Source organism: Acinetobacter sp. TW_SC_4 (genome assembly GCF_054861205.1).
Map to the genome: position 1 here is coordinate 3,054,052 of NZ_CM142174.1, position 23,560 is coordinate 3,077,611.

Consider the following 23,560-nt stretch of genomic DNA (forward strand, 5'->3'; position numbering starts at 1 on the left):
TTGTTAGATTTATGGCTTTATAAGGCCTCTAGTTTTTAAAGCCGGTCATTATGGCTTTACTGTTACATTATTCTCAATGCCCGTGTCATTAATGGTTACAATAAATTGACCATTTACAATTTTAGGCGGAATTGAATTTTTCCATTGAATCGCCAATCCATTACGATAACGCAGGTCAATCGCTGAAATTTTTGACCATACCGGTTTTAGTTCGCTATAGGACAGATGACTCAAACGTTGCAATTTGCTCATGGTCTGGTCTTTATCGACAATCACACGCAAACCTGAATCAAACTGCATAAACCATGTCATTCGTTCAGTTAAATATAATTCTTTTAAACGAATACCTTGTGGTAAAAATAACTGGTTGATTTCATTATAACGTCGCATCATGGTATTTGCATGAGTAGAGGGTCCATGCAGCAACGGTAAAGCTGAATAATCTTTAGGACTGACTTCAGTGAAAATAATGCCACTATCACTCAGCAGTCGTCCTGTACCCCATCGGGCAATAGCATGATGCGGCATTACCCGGACATGAATCTTGTCTGGCCAGGCACGAGATACCACCACACGGTCCACCCAGGACAATTCCAGTGCGCGGTCACGAATCGATTCCAGGTCCGAAGTGAAATAGTTTTCAGTCACAATCGGTGATACGTACTGCATCACCTGGCGCTCTTCAGCTGCTGAACGCGTTCCTGCCACTTTCAGCTCTGCTACCTGAGCATCAGTCATCACCTTGTACAGGCCAAAAATCCCAAAAGCCAGCACCACCAGCGCGACACACAACAAGGCCCAACCACCCAGGTTGGTCAGTTTCTCTTTGCGTGTCGGCGGCTTGTCGTGAATTGAGGTAATCGCAGCACGTTTACGGCGCATGGTTGCTGGGAGTTGAGCCATAACTTAGTGTGCCGCACCGTTTAATGTTTGTTCCAGAATCGCTACACAGAGCGTATCAAAACTATAGCCAATTGCTGCAGCCGCTTTTGGTACCAGAGAGTGACTGGTCATACCTGGAACTGTATTCACTTCCAGTAACCAGAACTTGCCCTGCTCATCCTGCATTGCATCAATACGGCCCCAGCCACTTGCACCCACTGCCTGGAAAGCACGTAGAGCCAAGGCTTGCAATTCTTTCTCTTCAGACTCGCTCAAACCACATGGAATGCCATATTCCACATCATTACGCTGATATTTAGCTTCATAGTCATAGAAAGCCACATCTTCTGGAGGTTGCAGACGAATGACAGGTAGGGCCTGACCATTCAGAATCACAATGGTAAATTCACGACCTGTGATCCATTTCTCTGCCATAACCACGGCATCATGTTCAGTGGCTTTGGCAATCGCATCGGCAAAGTCTTCTACTTTTTCAACTTTACTCATGCCAATACTCGAACCTTCATGCACAGGCTTAATGATCAGCGGTAAATCTAAAGCAGATACAATTTCTTGCGCATTCGAGTTCTTGGTCACGATCCGGTATGGCGCAGTAGGTAATTCTGAACCCTGCCAAACCTGTTTGGTTTTGACTTTATCCATACCAATGGCAGAACCCTGTACGCCTGTACCGGTATATGGAATATTCAACCATTCCAGTGCACCCTGAATTTGGCCGTCTTCACCGCCACGACCATGCAATACCACGAACGCACGATCGTAATTTACCAGCTCGGTAACACTACGCTCTTGTGGATCAAACGCTTCTGCATTGATCCCAGAACGCACTAATGCCTCAAGTACGGCGGTTCCACTATCTAGCGAAACCTCACGCTCTGCAGATTTACCACCCAGCAATACGGCAACTTTTCCGAATTTTGAAGCATTTGACACGTTTATATCCTTAAACTTTTTGAATCTGTTCAATTAGTCATAACATGACTATTTTACTTTACATATAAATGATTTTGAGCAAGTTCGATTGAGATTGCTCCAACATTACCTGCGCCTTGGGTTAATAACAAGTCATTTGCTTGCAATACCTTTTTCATCACTTGGCTCAGGTTCCCCTCAACCGGATCAAGCAGAATTGGTTCAACTTCCCCACGTAAACGAATACTACGAGCCAATGCACGGCTATCTGCACCTACAATTGGCTTTTCCCCTGCCGGATACACTTCAAGTAAGAGCAGTTGATCGACTTGTGAAAGCACTTCTACGAAGTCATCAAAACAGTCACGGGTACGGCTAAAACGGTGCGGCTGGAACATCATCACCAGACGGCGATCTGGATGGCTGGCACGAGCGGCTTTAATAGTGGCTTCTACTTCTTTTGGATGGTGACCATAGTCATCGACCAGTTTCACATCACCGCCTTCAAGCTCGAATTGGCCTTGTACCTGGAAACGACGACCTACGCCACTAAAGCCTTCCAGTGCGCGGCAAATAGCTGCATCGGATACGCCTTCATCTGTCGCAATACCAATTGCAGCCAACGCATTGAGTACATTGTGCAGACCCGGTTGATTTACAGTAACACGTAGCGGCTCACGATCTTTACGTAATACGGTAAAGTGGCTGCGCATACCTTCCTGTACAACATCGACAGCACGAATGTCATTGTCTTCATTAAAACCATAAGTCAGTAATGGACGACCAATACGCGGCATGATTTCACGGATATTGGCATCATCACCACACACAACCGCCAAACCATAGAATGGCAGTTTTTGCAGAAACTGGATAAAGGTGTCTTTCAAGACATCGAAGCTACCCCCATAAGTATCCATATGGTCAGCATCAATATTGGTTACCACGGCAGCCATTGGTTCTAGATACAGGAATGATGCATCTGACTCATCGGCTTCTGCCACGATATAACGGCTCGCACCCAAAGCGGCATTCACACCAGTACGGTTCAGCAAGCCGCCGATCACATAAGTTGGATCCAGATTTTCTTCTGCTAACATACAAGTGATCAGACTGGTGGTTGTGGTTTTACCGTGAGTGCCTGCAACCGCGATCCCGTGACGGTAGCGCATCAGCTCACCCAGCATTTCTGCACGGCGGACTACCGGTGTACGGGTTTCAAGGGCTGCCTTGATTTCCGGGTTTTCCTTATCAATCGCGGTAGATAACACGATGACATTGGCACCTTTGATGTTGCTGGCTGCATGGCCGATATAGACCTTGATACCATTTTCTTCTAATTGAGCCGTAGTTTTAGAGGCTTTGATGTCTGAACCAGAAACTTTATACCCCTGGTTTTTCAGTACTTCCGCGATCCCGCACATCCCTGCACCACCAATCCCTACAAAATGGATATGCTTGATCCGGCGCATTTCCGGGACTTTAATTAATTTCTTTGCTTGGTCTGCTGGGGTTACTGGAGACATAATTTACTCGGATTACAATTCTTGAATTAAACGGACCACATGCTGGGTCGCATCGGGTTGAGCCTGACGGCGTGCTTTTACCGCCATTTCCATCAATACCTGACGGTCAAGCATCGGCTCTAATAAGGTTTTTAAACTGTCTGGCGTCAAAGTGGCCTGTGGGCAGATTTTGGCTGCCTGCTGATTGGCCAGGAATTTGGCATTCGCAGTCTGATGGTCATCAACCGCACTTGGTAGCGGTACAAAAATTGCAGCTACGCCAGCAGTTGCAATTTCAGTAACCGTCAGTGCACCGGCACGGCAAATGACCAGATCGGCATCGCTATAGGCTTGGGCCATATCTTCAATAAAAGGCTGAACTTCAACCTGCAAGGAAGCTGGTTTGTCTGCATAACGTGCGCGCGTTGCTTCAGCATGATTTTGACCACACTGATGATAGACATTTAACGGCACATTCAACTGTTTCAAGGCTTCCGGCACGCGTTCATTTAAGGCTTGTGCCCCAAGTGAACCACCAACAATTAAAATTCGTAGCGGCTGGCCAGCTTTTTCCCGCTCCTGATAACGCCAGGACGGATTTAAAATTTCTGTAATTTCTTTACGTACCGGATTCCCAGTGGTCACCACTTTATTTTGTGCCGGAAAAGTATCAGGAAAAGCCTGACATACTATTTTAGCGACCCGTGACAACTGGGTATTGGTAAAACCCGCGACTGCATTCTGCTCGTGAATAATCACAGGAATACCCAAGATCCGCGCTGCCAGACCACCCGGTCCTGCCACATAACCGCCAAAGCCTGCAACAGCTTCGACTTTGAGCTGTTTCATATGCTTCATGGCACTAAGAGTGGCTTTTAGAATTTTAAAGGGGGCCAAGGCTTTACGCACAAAACCATTGCCACGCACACCTTGAATATCGATTTGATAAATTGGAATATTATGGTTTTTTAATAATCGGTTTTCCATGCCTGCTGGTGTTGCCAACCAGGACACTTCGATTCCTTGTTGTTGTAAATCTTTTGCAACGGCTAACGCTGGAAACACATGTCCACCCGTACCTGCGGCCATCATCATGACATGTTTAGGCTGTTTTTGCTGAGCGTCGGTCACGGTCTAATTCTTCAATTTTAAAAATGAAACAGGAGGTCTAATTTAAGTCATCAATTGTAATCACAAACGCTTGCCCTTGAAAGTTTATTTACCTTATTTCAACAAGCGTTTCATTGTTTTTTTCATACTAATTTGAAGTTTAAACTAGTTTTATTATAAGGTCTGCATTTTTCCTTAGACTTAAGTGAAATATCAGCATAATTTTTGAATATTTTTCATTTAATCTTTTTATAGTCATTCCCTAAATCTATACATTTTTTCACTACTTACTGGCTATTTTTCTATTTAATTCATCCTATTAACTTATGCCTAAATCATATAAATCTGAATAAAATTTTATGTTATCCCTATATCTAAATAAATTTTTTCAAATTGATCTGTATATTCCTTAAATGGATTCAAGCATTATAGATGTCAAAAATATCAATTCGTGACTTATAGATTATTTTAGCCGGTTATCTGGCGGCCATGCATGTCGGTAAACTGTCTGCTGTTATTCCCATTCTGCAACAGGATTTAAGCTTAAGTTTTACACAAGCCGGGTTTTCTCTATCTTTAGTGCAAGGGGCTGGGATGCTGTTTGCCCTTTGTATTGGTGCTTTTTCGGAAAAAGTGGGGTTAAAGCGCTGCCTGATTTTGGCATTAACCATTTTAGGACTGAGCAGTATCGCTGGCCTCTGGATTCAGCATGCCACAGCCTTATATTTCTTCCGCTTTACCGAAGGGATTGGATTTTTAACTATTTCCTTGTGTGCGCCTGCAATTGTAAAACGGATCAGCCGGCCTGAAACACTGAATTTTAAAATGGGACTCTGGAGTTCCTATATGGGCGTGGGTGTCAGTCTGGCTGTTTTTAGTATTCCTGTTTTACTCGAATACCTGAACTGGCAAAATATTTGGGCCATTCTCGGCAGTCTATGCTTGATTATTGCAGGCATCATTAAACGATACCTACAAATAGATTCAGCCACATTTACACCCAACACAACTACTCATTCAGCACCATCAAATACTTCATTCTGGCAGATTTTCAAAGTTACCCTCACCCATCCACCTATTCTGTGTTTAGCTATTATTTTTGCCTGTTATACCAGTCAGTGGATTACCGTGACCGGGTTCCTGCCCAGCATGTACGTCGAACACGGTATTGATTTAAAAGTTGCAGGCATTTTGGTTTCAATCGTGGTACTTGCCAATCTGGGCAGCACTTTTGGTGCAGGTATGTTGTTACAACGTGGCTGGAAACCCAAGACGCTATTCAGTACCGGATTTACAGCCATGCTGTGCAGCAGCTTTCTGGCTTTTGCAGCCAGTTCATGGCTCATGTTCGACTTACAGTTTATAAGTGCTGTACTTTTTTCACTGATTGGTGGAATTATCCCCACCACTGTTTTTGCCATTACTTTGCAGCATGCCCCGCATGCCAATGCCGCAGCAGCCAGTGTGGATCTGGTTTTACAGCTTTCAGCCTGTGCTCAATTTTTTGTGCCGCCTTTGAGCGCAGCACTGGTTTCGATCACACAGAATTGGGCCTATATCGCGGCCGTTACCGCCAGCCTTTCTATATTAGGAATCTTAATGACCTTGCTTTTATTCAAGCGTTATGCCCAATAAAAAAGAGCCTCAGATGAGGCTCTTTTTTATTATTGGAAGCTTAGGCTTGATCCAGACCGGCTTCCAGTACATCAAACAGGTCATCTGCAATGGAGGTACCAAACTGGGTATCAATTTCACGGATACAGGTTGGACTGGTCACGTTAATTTCAGTGACATAATTGCCAATCACATCCAGACCAACAAATACCAAGCCTTTTTCTCTGAGATAAGGACCAACTTGCGCTGCAATAGCTCTATCATTCTCAGTTAATGGACGCGCTTGGCCTAAACCACCTGCTGCCAGATTGCCACGCACTTCACCATTTTGCGGAATACGGGCCAGACAATACGGTACTGGTTCGCCATTGATCATCAGGATACGCTTATCCCCTTCTACAATTTCAGGAATATAACGCTGTGCCATAATCGGCTGGTTACCATTGTTGGTCAGAATCTCAATAGTAGAGCCGATATTAATACCATCCTGATAGAGACGGAAAATTCCGGTACCGCCCATGCCATCCAATGGTTTTACAATCACATCGACATGTTCTTTTAAAAATTCACGGATCAGGCTTTGTTGCGACGTTACCAAAGTCGGAACTTGCAGATGCGGGAACTGAGTAGCAAACAGCTTTTCATTGCAGTCACGCAGGCTTTGCGGTTTGTTGATAATCCATGCTCCTTCACGTTCTGCCTGTTCCAGAATATAAGTGGTATAAACAAAGTTCATATCGAATGGCGGATCTTTACGCATCAGCACCACGTCATAAGCCGCAATCGACTCTTTTTTCTTTTCACCCAGTTCGTAGTAATGGTTATAGTCTTCAAATACCTGCAAAGGCGAGATCAGACCAAAGGCCTTACCTTGCTCGATATATAAATCTTGCTGTAATGCATAACCGAGTTCATGTCCACGGCGTGCAGCTGCCCATAACATGGCCATGGTTGAATCTTTTTTCAGGTTTACATTTTCGATGGGATCCATCACAACAAGTACGCGCATGTCTGTGTGCTCTTTCTTAAAAATACATTAGCAAGGAGTATAGCCTGTGCAGTTTCTTTTGTTTATGGTGATTTTGCATGACTAATTTTGTATAAATGCTTAGGGTCTGTTGACATTTACTGTTCATAATTAAACCTATAAAGGTAACCATAAAAATATACAGGCTAAGGCAACAGAACTTTGATAATTTCTTTTGAGCTTGTCATATCGGGTAGCTATTCCTCTAAATTGCTTTAATCTACAAAACATATTTTCAACTAAATGCCTGATTTTATATAAATACCAGTCCATATGATCATTGTTCGATTGGCTATTTATTTTCTTTGGTATATTCGCTTTTGTCCCTGTTTTTCTGATCTGTTCACGCAGTGGTTCTGAATCATAGCCTTTATCTGCGCAGACCACTTTTGTCTCTTTTAAGTCTAATGTTGATATTAAATCAGGTGCAACTTTGACGTCATGTGTGGTTCCATCGGTAATCATGAAATCAACAGGATTGCCATTTGCATCAACAATCAAATGTATTTTTGAGGAGTTTCCTCCTACACTTTTAGAAATGGATTGATTCGCTATACCGGCAGAATGTTGATGAGCACGTACGTGAGAGCCATCAATAAAAATCCACTCCATATCGGGGCATGATGCTAATAATTTGAATAATCTAAGTAACTTACCACTGCTTGACCAACGATTAAAACGTTTGAAAATAGAGTTTGATTGACCGAAATAGGAAGGAATATCTCGCCACGGACAGCCTGTTCTAATTCTATAGAGAATAGCTTCAATAAAATTACGTAAGTTTGAGTTGTGATGAATAGATAAATTACGCAAAATAGTTTTCAACTTTTGCCAGTGTTGATCTGTCAGCATGGTACGAGGCATAGCGAATAGTAAAATTGGGTTTGGCGATTTGATTTTACTACTTCGCTATTTTTTAAGCTAAAAGTGTCAACACACCCTAAATACTTTAATCAACAAGAGCATTTATCATGCAGCAGGCAATTGTCGGCTTTCATCTGGATGAAGAAAATCATTGGGTCGCTGAACTGACCTGTGGTCATGGTCAGCATGTGCGGCATGATCCCCCTTGGCAAAACCGTCCCTGGGTCATGACTGAACAAGGCCGCAAAGAAAAACTAGGCGTCTTATTGGACTGCAAAAAATGTGAAATACACGAGGATTAATATCTTCTAAATCAAATCAGTATATACTCACCATAAGTATTTTATCTTGACATAAAATTGATTAAAAACCTGAATAAAAAATAATAATACCTTGTTTGCAAATGCATCTAATTTTATAATTTAACGATTATTTTTCGAAATCATGGTTCCCAGCATAATAATAAAGGTACTGACCCCACCAATCAGTAAACTCATCAGGGCAATTTCCAAGGTGATTTTATGATGCCAGCTCTGATCGGGAATCCAAGGCAAATGCAAATTTTCCCCAAAGATAAAGTTAATAGTACATATAATCAGAAAACCAATTGTTGTAGAGATTAGTAAAGTCACCACTAGGTTTTTCCACATCTTGTAGCCCACTAGCATGACAATAATGGCTAAACCTACCACCATTATAATCGATACAAATAAAACACTGTTCCAGTAATCCATTCCTAGCACTCTTATTTTAAATTAATTAAAATTATGAAATTCTTATAATTAATTACTTAATGTTTATTTTAATATAGACGGATTACAATTTTTAAACAATGATCATAACTATCTTATTCATTTTATTTGTAAAGAGACTTTATGAGGTTTAATTCATGCTTTAATGAGTTTCTTTTAAAAATATTGTTCTTTTTTGATAGAAAAATTTTGATCAAGATTTATATATTGAGAAGAATATTTAGATAGAATTTAATTTTGAAGAAGATAATACAACTTATCGAATTTAAAGTTTATCTAGATCAAAATTTCTATCTTATCATTTCTTTCAAATACAGTCGCCTGAACAGAATTTTTCTTCCCATAAAAAGTAAAGCCTTAGATTACTAAGACTTTACTTTTTATCTGGTGAATCAGGTCTTAGATTCCGTATTTCACACGATAAGCTTCCATCTTCGCCAATGCATCATTATCACCTTTTGCATCTAGGTAATTCATTAAATCTTTCATTGTAATCAGTGCATGTACTGGGATTTCTAGTTCTTTTTGCACTTCCTGAATGGCGGATAATTCACCTTGGCCTTTTTCCTGGCGGTCAAGAGCAACCAGTACACCTGCAATTTGTGCACCAGCATTTTTCAGGATAGTGACCACTTCACGAATCGCAGTACCAGCTGTGATCACATCATCAATGATCCAGACTTTTTTCCCTTCCACTGAAGCACCTACCAGCACACCACCTTCACCGTGATCTTTGGCTTCTTTACGGTTAAAGCCCCACGGCACGCTTACTCCATGATTTTGAGACAGTGCCACTGCTGTAGCTGCTACAAAAGGAATGCCTTTGTATGCTGGTCCAAAAATCACTTCAACATTGTCACATCCAGTTAATTTTGCAGCATAGCCAGAAGCCAGTAATGACAAGGCTTCACCGTCATTGAGCAAGCCAGCATTAAAAAAATAAGGACTCACACGTCCTGATTTTAAAGTAAACTCACCAAATTTAAGCACACCACGTGATAATGCGAGTTCGATAAAAGCTTGCGGGTTAAACTGAGCTGGCGTTGACATGAGGTGCTCCTAAATCCATTAATTAAGGGTAAGACTTGCGCATGATACCAAAGAGTAGCTATCCAGGTGATCAAAAAATTCTTCGTGTCGTTTCAATTAATGTCAACGGTTTACGTTCCTCTGTCAGCAAGGGCTTGTTAGAGTGGATCGAACAGTCTGATGCCGATGTGATCTGCATGCAGGAAAGCCGGATTACCCATGCGCAGTGGACTGACAAATTCAAGCCTGAAGGCTGGTATACTCACCTGTTCCCTGCCGAGCGTCCGGGTTATGCCGGTACAGCGATTTACAGCCGTCTGCCTTTTGTTTCGATTACCGATGGGCTGGGTTTTGAACTAGCTGATTCTCAAGGCCGTTTTATCTCGGCAGAATTTGACTTGGGTCTGGAAAAAACAGCGCATATCTGTTCCCTGTATTTACCTTCAGGTTCTTCGGGAGATGAAGCGCAGGCACGTAAAGATCACTTTCTGGAAGAATATGCAAAAATCCTGAAACAGTGGCGCGATGAAAATAAATCGGTGATTGTCTGCGGTGACTATAATATTGTGCATAAACGTATTGATATTAAAAACTGGTCGGGCAACCAGAAAGCCTCGGGCTGTTTACCGCACGAACGTGCCTGGCTAGATCATATCTACGATGAACTCGGTTACGTGGATACTTTCCGTGAAGTCCGCAAAGAAGCCGAATTATACTCCTGGTGGTCAAACCGTGGACAAGCACGCGCCAAGAACGTGGGCTGGCGGATTGATTATCAGGCCTGCTCTCCAGACTGGAAAGAGCGCACTTTGAATGCCTGGGTCTATAAAGAACAATGGTTTAGCGACCATGCTCCCGTGATTATCGACTACAAATTATAAAGCCTCATCATTTAATTGAGTGAACATTTGTTCACTCAATTAAGGCTTATCTCTTACATGACATGACGTATTTTTTGGGTTTATCTCAATGTAATAACATAGCATTATAGCGCTACGGCACAAGGACATGTCAGGACGACAACATAAGGACAGGACGCCGTAGGACGAAAATAAAACAGACTATAGATTTAGCTTGTTTTGCATGGATGTGACATTGGACGTTGGATTGAGACCCGCATGATCAGGATGATTAAATGCGGGTTTTCTCTTTCTATCATTCCCAAATTTTTATTTTTCTTATTATTTAGATTGTTCTTTTTCTTGCTGCTCATATTAAAGCTGCTTGATGTCATTTTGATGACATGACTTTTCTGCTATTTAAAATTTTTTCCTTTTTTTCATTTGCTTTTGCATGGTCTGCTGCTGCCAAATTGGTTAAGCTAGTTCATGATTTAAATTTTTTAGATGGCAGCTATGTTAAAAATTTACGGAATTAAAAATTGTAGTTCGATGAAGAAAGCCTTTGATCTGCTGACTGAGCAAGGTCTGAGTTATGAATTTCATGATTATAAAAAACAGGGCATCGATGCTGAAACCATCAAAACCTGGCTGGATGCCTTGGGTCAGGATGTAGTCCTGAATAAGAAAGGCACCACCTGGCGTAAACTTACTACTGAAGAGCAGGAAAATGCGCTTGCCAATGAAAATAATCTGATTACCACTTTAACTACTCATACCAGCTTAATCAAACGTCCGGTATTACAGACCGCAACTGGTTTTATCGCTGGTTTTGACGAAGCCGCTTATCGGGAGTTAAAAGACTAATCGTTCGATAAATGGGAAGAATAAAAAAAGCCTGACAGAGGTCAGGCTTTTTTTATGGTAGTTTTTAGAGAACGGTTCTGATCCATTATTTGGCACGAATCCAGGTCTGGTTACGACCTAAAGCAGACACGCCGATATAACCGCGTAGCTCAAGCTTCTTGCCACCATCTGTCAGGTTGCCTTTCAATTTGTAAGTTTTACCAGATTTTGGATCTAGGATCGAACCACTGTCATAGCTGGTTCCGCCTGTATTTTTCAGGCCTTTCACAATCGTCAAACCTTTCAGCGATTTATTGTGATACGGACCTTCACATTTTGTACAAGCATTTTCTTCACCCGGTGTTAATACCGATTGGATGCTTGCAGATAATGTCCCATTTTTTTGCTCAGTAAATTTTACTATAGCCTTTGGTTGCTTGGTTTCGTCGTCAATCGTTTTCCAAACGGTACCATTTAAAGGATCTGCAGCATTGGCCAGCGCAGATAAGCCGAGTAGTCCTAACATTAGCGTAATTTTTTTCATTTTTCTTCATTTCCCTAGTCTGAGATAGACCGATGTAGTATTAAAAAGTCACAACATTTTTGCAATTTTTACCTGTGACTATTTAGTGTAACCTTGTAAATATTGTTGGTAAATAATCAACATAATCAATAAAAGCAGAAAAAGATGGAAAGAAGATGAAGATGAGCCCCGTGACGAAACAATTAATTACAGAAAGTCTTTTAAAAGCGACCATCCGCGCGCCTAGTCGGTTCAATCTTCCTCCAAGCTCCTTACGGGTCGCACTGGAGCAGATGTGCAAGATTTTTCCGCAAGATAAGTCCGTACAAATCCGTTCGCTCCGGCTGGCAGGTGTACATGCCGAGGAAATCAAACCACAGCAGGAATCCAGCCAGCTGATTTTCCATATTCATGGTGGTGCTTTTTATCTCGGTTCCTTAAATACCCATCGTGCCTTTATGACCCAGATTGCCGCTCGCACCCAGATGCAGGTACTGCATATTGATTATCCTCTAGCTCCTGAATCTGCTTATCCTGAACCTTTGGAGGCCCTATTTGATATCTATAATCTGTTATTAGATCAGGGCATTCAGGCTAAGGATATTATTCTGTCCGGAGATTCGTGTGGTGCTAATCTGGCGTTGGCATTGGCACTCAAATTACAGCAGGAAGGCCTGCCCCAAGTGAGTGGGCTAATTCTACTTTCCCCTTTCCTTGATCTGACCCTGACCAGTGAATCACTACGCTATAATCAGAAACATGATGCCCTGCTGTCGATTGAAACCCTGAAAACCGGGATTCAGTATTATGTACCGAGTGCAATGGATCGTGGCGATCCAGAGATTTCCCCATTTTTTGCCGATCTCAGTGGTTTGCCGCCGATACATATACAGGTGGGATCTAAAGAGATTCTGCTGGATGATGCCACACGCTTCAAGGAAAAAGCGGAACAGGCGGGTGTCGAGGTTGAATTCAAGTTATATACCGGCATGTGGCATAATTTTCAGATGTTTAGTGCCTGGTTTGAAGAGGCTCGACAAGCGCTGGCGGATCTTTCGGAATTTGCCCATCGTCTAGATCGAGACTAGAAATTTAGAAGAAGCCATAAAAAAGGTCAGCAATTACTGACCTTTTTTGTTCATTAATTTTCTATCGCTTTTTAGATCTGGCTTACCTGCGCCATCGCCGTTTCAATTGCCTGCTGTTTCGCAGCATCGCCCATATTGACGCCTTCAGCACGAATCACGTGCACATCAGTTACGCCAGTAAAGTTAAATACAGTTTTCAGGAAAGCTTCCTGGAAATCGGCTGGGCTTTGTTCGCCATAAACACCACCACGGCTACTGGCAATATAGACTTTCTTTTCACCTGCCAGACCCACTGGCCCATTTTCTGTATATTTAAAAGTACGCCCTGCCACACTAATGCGGTCAATCCAGGCTTTTAAGGTAGAAGGTAGGCCGAAGTTATACATAGCGGCCCCAACTACCACGATATCCGCCTGTAAGTACTGCTGTAAAATCTGTTCACCTAAAGCCGCCTGCTCAAGATTCTGACCCATCAAAATTTCAGCAGTTAAATGTGGAATCGGCTGTGCAGCCAAGTCCAGATATTCGAGCTCAACTGCTTCACCATGTTTCTGTTGAAGCTGTCCCACAATAGCTTGAGTCAACTGACGAGAAATAGAGGCATCGCCTAAAATACTGGAATCGATCTGTAAAATTTTCATTGCTTAATTTGGTCCGTTCATTGTTCGGGAATAGACATAGCTTAATAAATTTTAAATAATGAAATAATGGGGTTAAATAAAACACTTCATTGCGTATTTAGAACAATAAATTTCCAGCTTAATTTTTCTCCTTTTTTTTAATTTTTGATAAATATTACTGATTATCAATGAATTAATTTTATGTTGTATTTCTGTAAATAATTAAAGCAATATTTTTCCATCTTTTAAAAACTTAGCAATAACAATAAAGGTCAGACCTGTTGTATGAAGCGAATGTCAGCAGTATTACAAAAATTCCAGAATCATCGACTCAAGAAATATCTGATCGAAGATGAAGTAGTGATGAGCTGGGGGATTTTGAAAAAGTGTATCCTGATGCTGGCACTTGGCTGTGGCATACATATAAGCTGGCTAAGTTGGGATCTGTTTGTCCTGTCACATCCACAATACTGGCAGCATGTCCATATTGACGTTGTTCGTTCCCAGGTTCACATGAATGGCCTGTTTTTACTGGCGCTGGTTCTTTTGATTTATCCCTGTTATAAATTTCAGGGTAATGCGCTAATAGAACGATATTTTCCCTATCTGGCAGTGGGTATCTTTGTGGTTTCCCTGTGTCGGGATGCGTATATCGTAGGCATGATTAGTCCGGAGCCACAATTGCCTATGTCTGCCTGATGACGGTAGGACTGGTCCTGTTTCACCGGAGACTGATCTATAGCATGCTGATTCCGGCCTCACTGTTTCTGGTGACTTGTGCCTATTTAAGCTTTAACCAACAACTGCCTTATTCACCACTCTTTAATATTCAGGACCAGTTTTTCCATAATAGCTTCTGGCTATTATCAATGCTGTATTTTATCCTGCCGATTCTTGCTTTCTGCATGATTTTATTTGATATTTTACTCAGTCAATGGCGCTATCGTGAACAGCTGATTAACCATCTCAGCCAGATTGATCCCTTGACCAACTTGTTTAATCGCCGCAGCATTAATTAGTGTCTGGATCAGTTAAATAGTACTGCGACTTTTAACTATGCCCTGGTGCTGCTGCTGGATCTGGATCATTTTAAAAAGATCAATGACTACTATGGACATCACAAGGGCGATGAAACACTGGTACAAGTCAGTGCGGTACTGAACCAGCAATTACGTGAAAGTGATGTCGTCGGAAGGTTCGGTGGTGAAGAATTTATTCTGGTCCTGAATAATTCCAGCCTGGAAAAAGCTCAGCAGGTTGCAGAGCGTTGCCGAAGCGCGATCCGGCAACTACAGATTTTTAGTGATGAAGGACAGTTAATTCCGGTGACTGCCAGCTTTGGTATTGCTATTTCAAAACCAAAATTACGCCCGCAGCAACTCCTGAGCCAGGCCGATCAGGCCCTTTATCAGGCCAAAGCCGGTGGACGGAATCAGGTGAAATCTTATCTTGAACCTCTAAAAGTTCAACCGGCCTGATATTTTCGGCTTTATTCACTTTAAAGCATGTATCAGAAAAGTTTTAAAGTGAATGTTAGAGCTGTTCTAAACGCTGTAGCTGTGCCAATAACTCTGCTCCACTAAATGCACCTGTCAAACGTAAGCTGCGAATTTCCTGCTGCTGAGTATCGAGAAATAAATAAGTCGGTGGTCCCAGAATTTCCCATCGGTTAAGTAAAGTCTGATGGGTAGCATCATACTGACTAAGATCAAGCTTGATCAGAAAATAAGGGGCTAAGGCCTGCTGAACAGCAGCTGCCTTTAATACTTTATGTTCAATCGGCTGACAGGCCACACACCAATCAGCATAGACATCAATAATGACCTTCTGCCCTTTCGGTACTGTAGCCAGTAACTGTTCAAATTCAGTAGCTGTTTTTGCTATATGCCAACTCGCCTGTTGTTGGGCAGTTTCAACAAAAAAGCGCTGACTATGCTGATACTGACTATATGTAATATAAGGCACGGCGATAGCCAAACAGATGATATAAAGCCAGCGCAGTCCGGTATTTTTCCAGAATAATCGTGCCAGAACATAGGCAACAAAGCTTAAGCCCAGCCCTAGCGACAGCCACTGCAATGCAGCTTCTGAAATCAACGGACGGATAAAATACAAGGCCAGAGCCAGCATGATGAAAGCAAAAAGCACTTTCACCTGATTCATCCAGTGCCCGGCTCGGGGTAGAATGCGTGCCCCCATAATACTGGCCAGCAGCAACGGGGTACCCATACCGAAACCTAAAGTAAATAGGAGCACTGCGCCTTGCCATTGGTTCTGGGTCTGGGAAATAAATAATAATGCACCGGCTAATGGTGCCGTCATACAAGGCCCGACCAGCAAGGCAGAAACAGATCCCATGACCGCAGCGCTGACCAGAGTTCCCCCTTGCTGCATCGCCTGAACCCGGTCCAGACGCTGTGTCAGACGCTGTGGCATTTTAATTTCAAACAGGCCAAACAGGTTGAGGGCAAATACCACAAATAGTGCACTAAATGCCATCAGGGTGGCAGGTTGCTGTAACCAGCGCTGAAAGTTGAGTCCGGCTGAAGACGCGATCAAGCCCAGTACCGCATAGACTGTGGCCATACTGCTTACAAAGCTTAGGGCAATCATCCAAGCCTTGATGCCTTTGCTATCACGAACAATCAGTGAAGTCAGAATTGGCAGCATCGGCAAAGAGCATGGCGTAAATGCCAGCAAAATACCCAAGCCAAAAAACAATAGCAATCCATAAGCTAGCGAACTTTCAGCGAGACGTGCAGACCATAGCTGATCTTGTGCCGAGTCGCTGCTGGATCGTGTAGAAATGACTTCGACGATTTTGCTGTCTGTATTTCCTGATTCTAGATCATCAGCAGAATTTGCCATAATCCGGTTGTGTTGCGAGGAAGAGCTGCTTAGATCCAGTAACCTTTTATTACCCGAGCTAGTAGATTCAGATTGCACCAGACCGGATAAGTCAGTCTTGAATTCAATGGTTTGAGGAGGATAACAAAGCCTGTCTTTGGCACAGCCTTGCCAGCTGACCTGATAAGTTTGACCCGCCTGTGTCGGAATCTGAACTTTTAATTGCTGATAATAAACCTGGGTATGACCATAGTTTTCATCATATAGATCTTCAGCGGGTGGTAATTGCAAGGTCATCGGCTGACTTCCCTGCTTTAGCTCTACCTTATGCTGATAAAGATAATAGTTTTGCGGAATTTCCCAGCTAAGTTCAGCCTGTTGCTGAGTGACTGAACTGATACTCAGAGGGAAAGCCTGCTCAGACGAAAGCAAAGGTGCTTCTGCCTGAGCAATATTGCTAAGCAACACTGTGCCCAATAAGACTGGAGAAAATACTTTTCTCCCGATCTTAAACCGTAGTACTTTGGTCATATCGAAATAAGAGCAGCTTAGAATAGGAACGATACGCCCAAGCCTGAGAAGTAACCTTTATTCTGACCTTCCAGATCCACCCCCACACTGGCATCAAGCTGTACCTGATCATTCAATGCATACATAACGCCAGTGCCTAGCGCATATTCATTATCCTGACTTTCGGCTTTGCGATAAATCAGTTCTGAATAACCTGACCAGCGATCAGCAATCTGATAGCCTAAAGTCGGAATCGCAGTAATCGCCCAGTTGCTATCCTGCCATTCATAACGCATGGTCAGTGCAGTATTCACCAAATCATTATATTGATAAGCAACTGCTGAGCTCAGGCTGTAAATATCTTCTTCATTGCTAAAATTAGCATTACCTGTGGCAATAATGGCTTCAGCCATCAGCGCCATACTGAGTTTTTCATCATCCAGATCAATGGCTTTTTTCAGGCCAATACTGACATCGCCTAGACCGTCATCCTCTTCAGTCTGGCCATTGAACTTGGTTTGTGACCAAGCCGGACCGGCCCAGCCTAAACGTAATTCCAGATCATCAGTCAAACCGGTACGCAACAAGACGTCGGCATTTAAAGTGGTTTTTTTCAGCTTGCTTCCATCCGCAGTCGCTTCGCTATAGGAGAAACTCGGTAAACCCTGTTCCCAAGCTAACTGACCCACTGGAACTGTACTGGTGCCCAGACCTTCACCTGGTCGGTCAAACTCTACCGCTGCACAAAGCTGTGCACTCACACCCATCAGTGCCATCAAACCCAATATTCTTAAAGTTGTCTTCATCTTGCTGGAGCTCTTTCTTAAAATTTAATGTAATTCCTTGGTCATTTTTGCGCCATGACTACGCAATAATTCTAGGGTCTGTTTTTCTTCTTCCAGTGCTTCTGCCCAGTTAATTTCATCAAAATCACAATCAAAGAATAAATCACTAATCGATGACAGGATGGTTAAACCTTCTTCATCCTTGCTGTTTGGATTGACTTTTTCTTCTAATAGGCGCTGCACTGCAGGTACACAGGCTGCACTGGCCGCATCCCAAAGCGGGCCATAAACCTCTTCAGCATCCCAGAGATGCAAATTGACTTTGGCCTGAATCAGCGCTTCCAGAATCTGTAAATGTACATCCAGACGTTGCTGTTTTTCTTCGGCAGTTAATGGACTACCCGCTTCATAAGCTTCGCACACTTCTTCCCACCATTTGAACAGACCATCCGACCAGATGGAAATGACTGGACCTTTTTCCAGATCAATAAAATTCGGGTTAAGTCCATCTGCCAAAAGCTGTTTGACCTGACCCAGATTAAGTTCTTCGAGTGCTTGCACAAAAAGCTGTTGTTGCGCAGTTAACATGATGGAGCTCACTTCAAATTCGTTTTTCACTATTATGCCGAATAAAGCAGGATTTGTTTTGTTCTCATTCGTTTATTTTATCTAAAATTGAAAAAAGCCCCGTAGGGCCTTTTTCATCTGCGAATTATTTATTGTTCTAGATCTGTACCTGTATCTTCTTCCGCAAGTTTTAGCGGAGTGCTACGTACGTTATCTTTTTTCTCAATCACATGTTCCAGACTGCGTTTTAAACGGTCAATAGCACCATGAATGGCAGTATCAACATTATGACCATGATGGTTCACGACAATTGGCTTCAAGCCGGCAGGACGTGCTTCGATCATGCAGCGAATATCGTCATCGCCTCCTTTGGCGGCATTTTCATCGCTAAGATGCACTGAGAAATGGGTAATACGCTCACTGTGGCGCTGGAATTCCTGATTTAATTCGGTACGAACGTAAGTAATTAGACGATCACTATTGCGAATGTTTTTATCGGTACGGAGTTCAATGTTCATAAAATACCATCCTCAAATCATTTTAACTTTTTAGTGCAGAATTTTTATCTTGGCACGTGTATAGCTTGCTGTTTTATATTGCATTTCACATCTTCAAATCGCTTTGGATAAAACCCTCCAGATTGAATGATGAACACATTTTTGAGTCTGCAGAACCGTGTTCCTATACTTCGAATATCGGTCCTCTGTTGAAAATATGCAAGTGATATTTTGATTTTTTTAGCAAAAGGACAACCGATCGTGACAACTGCTTACCGGATCATGATTGACCTTCCAGATTTGGGACAATCGAAATACTATTCACATGACTTTCCCAAAATTAAAGCAGTCTTTGCCCTGTTCATAGAGGATCTATGTCTTTACTTTAACCAGCTTCAAAATTGAGTCTCTATTCTTAAAATTAATTTAAATATAAAGACTTAACTTCATTTAAATATCCTATAAACCTTCTTCTCCCAATATCTCAAATTATCATCAGCTCAAGACGATGAAATATTTCTGTCAGTGATCAATTTTGACTTTATTTTTACTTATTAATCTGTATCCTTAAGCTGCTTTCTCGGGGGAGATATTTAAATGAAATTTACACAAATCGCGGCACTTTGTGCATTGGCTTCAACAGCAGCTTTCACTCAGGCAGCAGTTTGGCAAGATTTTAGTTTGTCAGCTTTATATGGTGAAAACTATAAAGCACCATTTGCAGCGGGTAATGAAAAAATTGATCAATCAACCATTACTGCTGAATATGCAGCTGGTTTAAAATATGGTGATATCTTCGCCTTTGCTGACCGTACCAATAATGACTTCGGTAATGAAACTTACTTCGAAGTTGCACCGCGTTTAAGTTTAGGTGCAGTCACTGGTCAAAAGCTTGAACTTGGCCCAATTAAAGACGTACTTATTGCGACTACTTGGGAGGGCAATAGCGGTGCGAGTGACTTTAATAACTACCTATACGGGATCGGTTTTGCACTTGATATTCCATATACTAGCTATGCAAATATTAATTTCTACAAAGCTGACAATGACCTGCAAAAAGATGATTATCAAATGACGATCACCTATGCAGTTCCATTTAAAATTGGTGGCGAAGAATTCCTGGCAGATGCTTTCCTGGACTGGTCAACCGCTGAAGGTCCTGATCACAAAAGCGAATTGAACTGGACTTCACAATACAAATGGAACGTTGGTAAGCATATCTCTCCTGAGACTAAACTTTACCTAGGTATTGAACATTCTATTTGGAATAACAAATTCGGTACTGACGTTGATCAACACGATGTCAGCGCATTGGTTAAATACCACTTCTAAGTTTTTAGAATGAATAAAGCAGGATTTCGATTCTGCTTTTTTATTGCCTAAATTCAGGTTATGGTTAGATATTGTCTTTCTTTTTTGGCATCTGCTTATGAGCTTTATTATTCGTCCTGCTCAAATTCAAGATCTGGAACATCTACTCCCGATCTACAATGCTGAAATCTTATACGGAACCTCAACCTGGAATAGCACGCCAAAGACAATTCAGGATTTTCAGAACATGCTAAGTGAATTAAGTGCTCAGCAATTTCCTTTATTGGTGGCTGAACATTCAGCATCCAAGCAAATTGCAGGTTATGCGGATTATTCTACTTTTCGGCCCATTCAGGGCTTTAAATACACTGTTGAACATTCTGTCTTTCTTCATGCAGATTTTATTAGGCAAGGTCTGGGCAAAGCCCTGATGCTCAAGCTGATTGAACATGCCCAGCAAAATGCAATCCATGTTATGGTCGGTGCCATTGACCATGAAAATCAGGCATCGATTGCCTTACATGAGAAATTAGGCTTTAAACAAACCGGTTATATGCCGGAAGTTGGACAGAAATTTGGACAATGGCGCGATCTGGTATTAATGCAACTCAACCTGAACTAAACCAAAAATATTTTATTTTTTATGTAAAACTTAATATAAACAGGTCAATAATCTGTTAGAAAAATTGCGGATAGATAAAATTTCCTATTAAAACCAGAATAATGTCAGTTGAGTAAAATTATGAATAAATGGCTTATCTTTATCAGTATTCTCCCTCTGAGTAGTTTTAGTTTCGCCAATTCAGACTTTGAAACTGAACTCCGATCCGAATGTGCCAAGGTGAAAAGCTATGCCAACTCGGGAAGAAAATTTTATGATCAGAAACAGTATCAAAATGCGCTAGGACAATTTCAACAGCAAGCTTCCTGGTCTGCCTTTTGTGCAATGCATAGTGAAAATAGCGATGTATCTTTTTCCAAAAATGCCATTACCACTGCTTTTAATAATGTCGGCTTAAGCTATTTTAAATCAGGAAAGCCACAATGGGCACGGGCCTGGTTTTCAGTCTTTCCTCAGGCCAAAAGCAGTCAATTTAATTTAAAACAGCTTCCTCCCCCGCAAAAAACTCAAAACTTGGCTGGCATCTATATACAGCATGCTGGCTTCGGTCACTGGAATACCATTCAAGTCAAACGGATTAAAAATTCTTATCAGATTCATTTTAATGGCTTATATATGGGACTAAATAGCATGATTTATGGTCCAAATATAGGTGAATTTAAAACCACAATGCCTGTTAATAAAAATCAAACGGCCTATCGATCAGATGATTGCAAAATTAACCTCAATTTTGCTTTTGATCCTAAACAGGGGCAGCAGGTGATTTTAAAACAGTACAGTGGCAGTTCAGGTTGTGGCTTTGGACATAATGTCTATGCAGATGGGCATTATTTAAAAGTTGAGTCCTAAATGGAGTTGTTAAAAAAGCCCGCGATTGCGGGCTTTTTAATAGGTATTAGCAGCAAATCAGTTTACACAACGATATCTGCCAGATTACCTTTCTGTTCCAACCAGTCTTTACGGTCACTGGCGCGTTTTTTTGCTAGCAGTTTATCCAGTAAACCTGAAGTCAGGTGCACATCATCCAGATCCAGTTGCACCAGACGGCGAGTATTTGGATCTAAAGTCGTTTCGCGAAGCTGGCTGGCATTCATCTCGCCTAAACCTTTGAATCGGGTGATCTGCGGATTCTTGGTTTTGCATTTTTTCAGGATGCCTTCCAGTTCATCCTCATCCAACGCATAGTGCACATCTTTAGCATCATCGATACGGAATAAGGGTGGCATCGCTACAAACAGATGCCCTTCTTCGACCAGAATCGGGAAGTGTTTTACAAACAGCGCACATAACAAAGTCGCGATATGCAGACCATCCGAGTCGGCATCAGCAAGAATACAGATCTTGCCATAACGCAGTTCAGACAGGTCATCTGAACCTGGATCGACGCCAATCGCGATTGCAATATTATGCACTTCCTGAGAGGCCAGCACTTCATCCGAAGAGACTTCCCAGGTATTTAAAATTTTTCCGCGAATCGGCATAATCGCCTGGAAATTCTTGTCCCGTGCCTGCTTGGCTGAACCACCCGCAGAGTCCCCTTCCACAATAAACAGTTCAGACTGATCCAGATCATGTCCGACGCAATCTGACAATTTCCCAGGTAAAGTTGGACCAGCGACAATTTTCTTACGCTCAACTTTCTTGGCCGCTTTTAGACGGCGACCTGCTTTGGAAATCGCCATTTCTGCCAGTTGCATAGCGATGTCTGAATTCTGGTTCAGCCACAGTGCAAACGCATCTTTGGCAATATTCTGTACAATGCCTGAAGCTTCACGGCTGGATAAACGTTCCTTGGTCTGACCAGAGAATTGTGGCTCCTGGAATTTCAGTGACAGAATGTAGTTCACCCCGTCCCACACATCTTCTGCAGACAGTTTCATATTCCGTGGCAACAGGTTACGCAGTTCGCAGAACTCACGCATGGCATCGGTCACGCCAGAACGTAAGCCATTCACGTGAGTACCACCTTGTGCGGTTGGAATCAGGTTGACGTAGGATTCCTGAATACTTTCTCCACCTTCCACATTCCAGCAGATGGCAAATTCTGCACTGGCACGCTCAGCATCACCTGTCGCCACAAAAGCAGGGGCCGGAATGATTTCACGGTCTTCCAGCTCATCCATCAAATAGTCGACCAGACCATTTTCAAACTGCCAGGTGATCTTTTCATCATTGATCTGGTCGATATAGTTAATTTGCAGACCAGCGGCCAATACTGCTTTAGCTTTTAAGTTATGTTTTAAGACTTTAAGTGCAAATTTTGGAGAATCGAAATATTTAGTTTCCGGCCAGAAATGAACAGTTGTCCCTGTGGCACGTTTCGGTGCCTTACCTTCTAACACTTCTAACGGTGCAGTCGGTTCACCATTTTCAAAGGCCATTTTATACAGGTTGCCGTGACGCTGAACTTCAACTTCTACGCGGCTAGAAAGCGCGTTGACGACCGAGATCCCCACCCCGTGCAGACCGCCAGAAAATTGATAATTATCGGTACTGAACTTACCACCGGCATGCAGTTTGGTCAGGATAATTTCAATCCCGCTCTGACCATATTCTGGGTGAATATCGACAGGCATACCACGGCCATTATCTTCAACTGATAATGAACCATCCTTATACACCGTGACCGTGACTTTATTGGCATGTCCCGCGAGTGCCTCATCGACCGCATTATCAATCACTTCCTGCGCCAAGTGGTTTGGACGAGAGGTATCGGTATACATGCCCGGACGACGACGCACCGGATCTAGACCAGATAAAACTTCAAGAGATTGAGCCGTATATTGAGACAC

24 protein-coding genes and 1 pseudogene are annotated in these 23,560 nt (G+C 42.4%); 10 read left to right on the top strand and 15 right to left on the bottom strand.

Annotation, left to right across the window (positions count from 1 at the left end):
• Nucleotides 1-48: 48 nt before the first annotated feature.
• The 4 genes from ACWM1W_RS14875 to murG are packed head-to-tail and all read right to left on the bottom strand — an operon-like array spanning nucleotide 49 to nucleotide 4,448.
• A complete protein-coding gene (locus ACWM1W_RS14875) occupies nucleotides 49-903 on the bottom strand; it encodes a cell division protein FtsQ/DivIB (protein ID WP_448765252.1) in 855 nt (284 codons plus the stop codon).
• A 3-nt stretch (nucleotides 904-906) separates the two neighbouring features.
• Entirely contained in the window at nucleotides 907-1,836 is a 930-nt protein-coding gene (locus ACWM1W_RS14880) for a D-alanine--D-alanine ligase (protein ID WP_312085897.1), read from the bottom strand.
• Between the two features lie 53 nt (nucleotides 1,837-1,889).
• A complete protein-coding gene (gene murC, locus ACWM1W_RS14885; RefSeq protein WP_341120504.1) occupies nucleotides 1,890-3,338 on the bottom strand; it encodes a UDP-N-acetylmuramate--L-alanine ligase in 1,449 nt (482 codons plus the stop codon).
• Nucleotides 3,339-3,350: 12 nt separating this feature from the next.
• The gene (murG, locus tag ACWM1W_RS14890) at nucleotides 3,351-4,448 is read right to left on the bottom strand and encodes an undecaprenyldiphospho-muramoylpentapeptide beta-N-acetylglucosaminyltransferase (RefSeq protein WP_340810478.1); all 1,098 of its coding nucleotides are present in this window, start codon (nucleotides 4,446-4,448) and stop codon (nucleotides 3,351-3,353) included.
• 468 nt (nucleotides 4,449-4,916) lie between these two features.
• Between murG and ACWM1W_RS14895 the strand changes: the two genes are divergently transcribed.
• Complete coding sequence (locus ACWM1W_RS14895; RefSeq protein WP_448765251.1) at nucleotides 4,917-6,062, top strand: MFS transporter; 1,146 nt, start codon at nucleotides 4,917-4,919, stop codon at nucleotides 6,060-6,062.
• Nucleotides 6,063-6,102: 40 nt separating this feature from the next.
• Here ACWM1W_RS14895 and gshB read toward each other — a convergent pair whose 3' ends face one another.
• Together gshB and ACWM1W_RS14905 are read right to left on the bottom strand one after the other, a co-directional pair.
• Nucleotides 6,103-7,050 (bottom strand): glutathione synthase, encoded by a 948-nt coding sequence (gshB, locus tag ACWM1W_RS14900; protein ID WP_034703620.1) that lies wholly within the window; start codon nucleotides 7,048-7,050, stop codon nucleotides 6,103-6,105.
• Nucleotides 7,051-7,185: 135 nt separating this feature from the next.
• A complete protein-coding gene (locus tag ACWM1W_RS14905) occupies nucleotides 7,186-7,932 on the bottom strand; it encodes an IS5 family transposase (RefSeq protein ID WP_261634917.1) in 747 nt (248 codons plus the stop codon).
• A 107-nt stretch (nucleotides 7,933-8,039) separates the two neighbouring features.
• Between ACWM1W_RS14905 and ACWM1W_RS14910 the strand changes: the two genes are divergently transcribed.
• The gene (locus ACWM1W_RS14910) at nucleotides 8,040-8,234 is read left to right on the top strand and encodes a DUF3565 domain-containing protein (RefSeq protein WP_005232702.1); all 195 of its coding nucleotides are present in this window, start codon (nucleotides 8,040-8,042) and stop codon (nucleotides 8,232-8,234) included.
• A 120-nt stretch (nucleotides 8,235-8,354) separates the two neighbouring features.
• Here the strand turns inward: ACWM1W_RS14910 and ACWM1W_RS14915 are convergent, their stop codons facing one another.
• The gene (locus ACWM1W_RS14915; protein WP_004781472.1) at nucleotides 8,355-8,666 is read right to left on the bottom strand and encodes a hypothetical protein; all 312 of its coding nucleotides are present in this window, start codon (nucleotides 8,664-8,666) and stop codon (nucleotides 8,355-8,357) included.
• A gap of 417 nt (nucleotides 8,667-9,083) precedes the next feature.
• Nucleotides 9,084-9,734, bottom strand: a complete 651-nt coding sequence (gene pyrE / locus ACWM1W_RS14920) for an orotate phosphoribosyltransferase (protein ID WP_034705445.1) — start codon at nucleotides 9,732-9,734, stop codon at nucleotides 9,084-9,086.
• 41 nt (nucleotides 9,735-9,775) lie between these two features.
• Between pyrE and ACWM1W_RS14925 the strand changes: the two genes are divergently transcribed.
• Both ACWM1W_RS14925 and ACWM1W_RS14930 read left to right on the top strand, forming a co-directional pair.
• Entirely contained in the window at nucleotides 9,776-10,594 is an 819-nt protein-coding gene (locus ACWM1W_RS14925) for an exodeoxyribonuclease III (RefSeq protein ID WP_034705448.1), read from the top strand.
• Nucleotides 10,595-11,068: 474 nt separating this feature from the next.
• Entirely contained in the window at nucleotides 11,069-11,419 is a 351-nt protein-coding gene (locus ACWM1W_RS14930; RefSeq protein ID WP_005232706.1) for a Spx/MgsR family RNA polymerase-binding regulatory protein, read from the top strand.
• An 85-nt stretch (nucleotides 11,420-11,504) separates the two neighbouring features.
• On the opposite strand, the gene ACWM1W_RS14935 is transcribed toward ACWM1W_RS14930, so the two are convergent.
• Nucleotides 11,505-11,942, bottom strand: a complete 438-nt coding sequence (locus tag ACWM1W_RS14935; protein WP_004781465.1) for a DUF2147 domain-containing protein — start codon at nucleotides 11,940-11,942, stop codon at nucleotides 11,505-11,507.
• Nucleotides 11,943-12,097: 155 nt separating this feature from the next.
• On the opposite strand from ACWM1W_RS14935, the gene ACWM1W_RS14940 reads away from it, so the two are divergent.
• Nucleotides 12,098-13,009, top strand: a complete 912-nt coding sequence (locus ACWM1W_RS14940; protein WP_341120837.1) for an alpha/beta hydrolase — start codon at nucleotides 12,098-12,100, stop codon at nucleotides 13,007-13,009.
• A gap of 71 nt (nucleotides 13,010-13,080) precedes the next feature.
• Here ACWM1W_RS14940 and ACWM1W_RS14945 read toward each other — a convergent pair whose 3' ends face one another.
• The gene (locus tag ACWM1W_RS14945; RefSeq protein ID WP_341120839.1) at nucleotides 13,081-13,650 is read right to left on the bottom strand and encodes an FMN-dependent NADH-azoreductase; all 570 of its coding nucleotides are present in this window, start codon (nucleotides 13,648-13,650) and stop codon (nucleotides 13,081-13,083) included.
• Between the two features lie 264 nt (nucleotides 13,651-13,914).
• Between ACWM1W_RS14945 and ACWM1W_RS14950 the strand changes: the two are divergent.
• A pseudogene (locus tag ACWM1W_RS14950) lies at nucleotides 13,915-15,107 on the top strand (GGDEF domain-containing protein).
• Nucleotides 15,108-15,162: 55 nt separating this feature from the next.
• Here ACWM1W_RS14950 and dsbD read toward each other — a convergent pair.
• The 4 genes from dsbD to ACWM1W_RS14970 all read right to left on the bottom strand — a co-directional run bounded on the left by dsbD (nucleotide 15,163) and on the right by ACWM1W_RS14970 (nucleotide 18,856).
• Nucleotides 15,163-17,007: a protein-disulfide reductase DsbD gene (dsbD, locus tag ACWM1W_RS14955; RefSeq protein WP_461603278.1), complete on the bottom strand. Its 1,845-nt coding sequence runs from the start codon at nucleotides 17,005-17,007 to the stop codon at nucleotides 15,163-15,165.
• A 17-nt stretch (nucleotides 17,008-17,024) separates the two neighbouring features.
• A complete protein-coding gene (locus tag ACWM1W_RS14960; RefSeq protein WP_422842119.1) occupies nucleotides 17,025-17,792 on the bottom strand; it encodes a transporter in 768 nt (255 codons plus the stop codon).
• A 24-nt stretch (nucleotides 17,793-17,816) separates the two neighbouring features.
• Nucleotides 17,817-18,359, bottom strand: a complete 543-nt coding sequence (locus ACWM1W_RS14965; protein ID WP_004781453.1) for an ankyrin repeat domain-containing protein — start codon at nucleotides 18,357-18,359, stop codon at nucleotides 17,817-17,819.
• A gap of 128 nt (nucleotides 18,360-18,487) precedes the next feature.
• Nucleotides 18,488-18,856: an HPF/RaiA family ribosome-associated protein gene (locus tag ACWM1W_RS14970; protein WP_005232722.1), complete on the bottom strand. Its 369-nt coding sequence runs from the start codon at nucleotides 18,854-18,856 to the stop codon at nucleotides 18,488-18,490.
• A gap of 240 nt (nucleotides 18,857-19,096) precedes the next feature.
• Here ACWM1W_RS14970 and ACWM1W_RS14975 point away from each other — a divergent pair, with 240 nt between their 5' ends.
• The 4 genes from ACWM1W_RS14975 (at nucleotide 19,097) to ACWM1W_RS14990 (ending at nucleotide 21,617) form a co-directional block, all read left to right on the top strand.
• A complete protein-coding gene (locus ACWM1W_RS14975; protein ID WP_155757201.1) occupies nucleotides 19,097-19,240 on the top strand; it encodes a hypothetical protein in 144 nt (47 codons plus the stop codon).
• 192 nt (nucleotides 19,241-19,432) lie between these two features.
• On the top strand, nucleotides 19,433-20,167 hold the full coding sequence (locus tag ACWM1W_RS14980) for an outer membrane protein OmpK (protein WP_286713968.1): 735 nt from the start codon (nucleotides 19,433-19,435) through the stop codon (nucleotides 20,165-20,167).
• Nucleotides 20,168-20,264: 97 nt separating this feature from the next.
• Nucleotides 20,265-20,768 carry a GNAT family N-acetyltransferase gene (locus ACWM1W_RS14985; protein ID WP_341120841.1) on the top strand — a complete coding sequence of 168 codons (504 nt, stop codon included), beginning with the start codon at nucleotides 20,265-20,267 and terminating at the stop codon, nucleotides 20,766-20,768.
• Nucleotides 20,769-20,888: 120 nt separating this feature from the next.
• Complete coding sequence (locus ACWM1W_RS14990; RefSeq protein ID WP_341120842.1) at nucleotides 20,889-21,617, top strand: hypothetical protein; 729 nt, start codon at nucleotides 20,889-20,891, stop codon at nucleotides 21,615-21,617.
• 62 nt (nucleotides 21,618-21,679) lie between these two features.
• On the opposite strand, the gene parE is transcribed toward ACWM1W_RS14990, so the two are convergent.
• Nucleotides 21,680-23,560, bottom strand: a complete 1,881-nt coding sequence (parE, locus tag ACWM1W_RS14995) for a DNA topoisomerase IV subunit B (RefSeq protein WP_341120844.1) — start codon at nucleotides 23,558-23,560, stop codon at nucleotides 21,680-21,682.

Excerpts from the sequence above, each read along its gene's own strand:
- ACWM1W_RS14875 (WP_448765252.1), bottom strand. The coding sequence starts at position 903 with ATGGCTCAACTCCCAGCAACCATGCGCCGTAAACGTGCTGCGATTACC.
- murC (WP_341120504.1), bottom strand. The coding sequence starts at position 3,338 with ATGTCTCCAGTAACCCCAGCAGACCAAGCAAAGAAATTAATTAAAGTC.
- ACWM1W_RS14895 (WP_448765251.1), top strand. The coding sequence starts at position 4,917 with ATGCATGTCGGTAAACTGTCTGCTGTTATTCCCATTCTGCAACAGGAT.
- gshB (WP_034703620.1), bottom strand. The coding sequence starts at position 7,050 with ATGCGCGTACTTGTTGTGATGGATCCCATCGAAAATGTAAACCTGAAA.
- ACWM1W_RS14905 (WP_261634917.1), bottom strand. The coding sequence starts at position 7,932 with ATGCCTCGTACCATGCTGACAGATCAACACTGGCAAAAGTTGAAAACT.
- ACWM1W_RS14910 (WP_005232702.1), top strand. The coding sequence starts at position 8,040 with ATGCAGCAGGCAATTGTCGGCTTTCATCTGGATGAAGAAAATCATTGG.
- ACWM1W_RS14915 (WP_004781472.1), bottom strand. The coding sequence starts at position 8,666 with ATGGATTACTGGAACAGTGTTTTATTTGTATCGATTATAATGGTGGTA.
- pyrE (WP_034705445.1), bottom strand. The coding sequence starts at position 9,734 with ATGTCAACGCCAGCTCAGTTTAACCCGCAAGCTTTTATCGAACTCGCA.
- ACWM1W_RS14925 (WP_034705448.1), top strand. The coding sequence starts at position 9,776 with ATGATACCAAAGAGTAGCTATCCAGGTGATCAAAAAATTCTTCGTGTC.
- ACWM1W_RS14930 (WP_005232706.1), top strand. The coding sequence starts at position 11,069 with ATGTTAAAAATTTACGGAATTAAAAATTGTAGTTCGATGAAGAAAGCC.
- ACWM1W_RS14935 (WP_004781465.1), bottom strand. The coding sequence starts at position 11,942 with ATGAAAAAAATTACGCTAATGTTAGGACTACTCGGCTTATCTGCGCTG.
- ACWM1W_RS14940 (WP_341120837.1), top strand. The coding sequence starts at position 12,098 with ATGAAGATGAGCCCCGTGACGAAACAATTAATTACAGAAAGTCTTTTA.
- ACWM1W_RS14945 (WP_341120839.1), bottom strand. The coding sequence starts at position 13,650 with ATGAAAATTTTACAGATCGATTCCAGTATTTTAGGCGATGCCTCTATT.
- dsbD (WP_461603278.1), bottom strand. The coding sequence starts at position 17,007 with ATGACCAAAGTACTACGGTTTAAGATCGGGAGAAAAGTATTTTCTCCA.
- ACWM1W_RS14960 (WP_422842119.1), bottom strand. The coding sequence starts at position 17,792 with ATGAAGACAACTTTAAGAATATTGGGTTTGATGGCACTGATGGGTGTG.
- ACWM1W_RS14965 (WP_004781453.1), bottom strand. The coding sequence starts at position 18,359 with ATGTTAACTGCGCAACAACAGCTTTTTGTGCAAGCACTCGAAGAACTT.
- ACWM1W_RS14970 (WP_005232722.1), bottom strand. The coding sequence starts at position 18,856 with ATGAACATTGAACTCCGTACCGATAAAAACATTCGCAATAGTGATCGT.
- ACWM1W_RS14980 (WP_286713968.1), top strand. The coding sequence starts at position 19,433 with ATGAAATTTACACAAATCGCGGCACTTTGTGCATTGGCTTCAACAGCA.
- ACWM1W_RS14985 (WP_341120841.1), top strand. The coding sequence starts at position 20,265 with ATGAGCTTTATTATTCGTCCTGCTCAAATTCAAGATCTGGAACATCTA.
- ACWM1W_RS14990 (WP_341120842.1), top strand. The coding sequence starts at position 20,889 with ATGAATAAATGGCTTATCTTTATCAGTATTCTCCCTCTGAGTAGTTTT.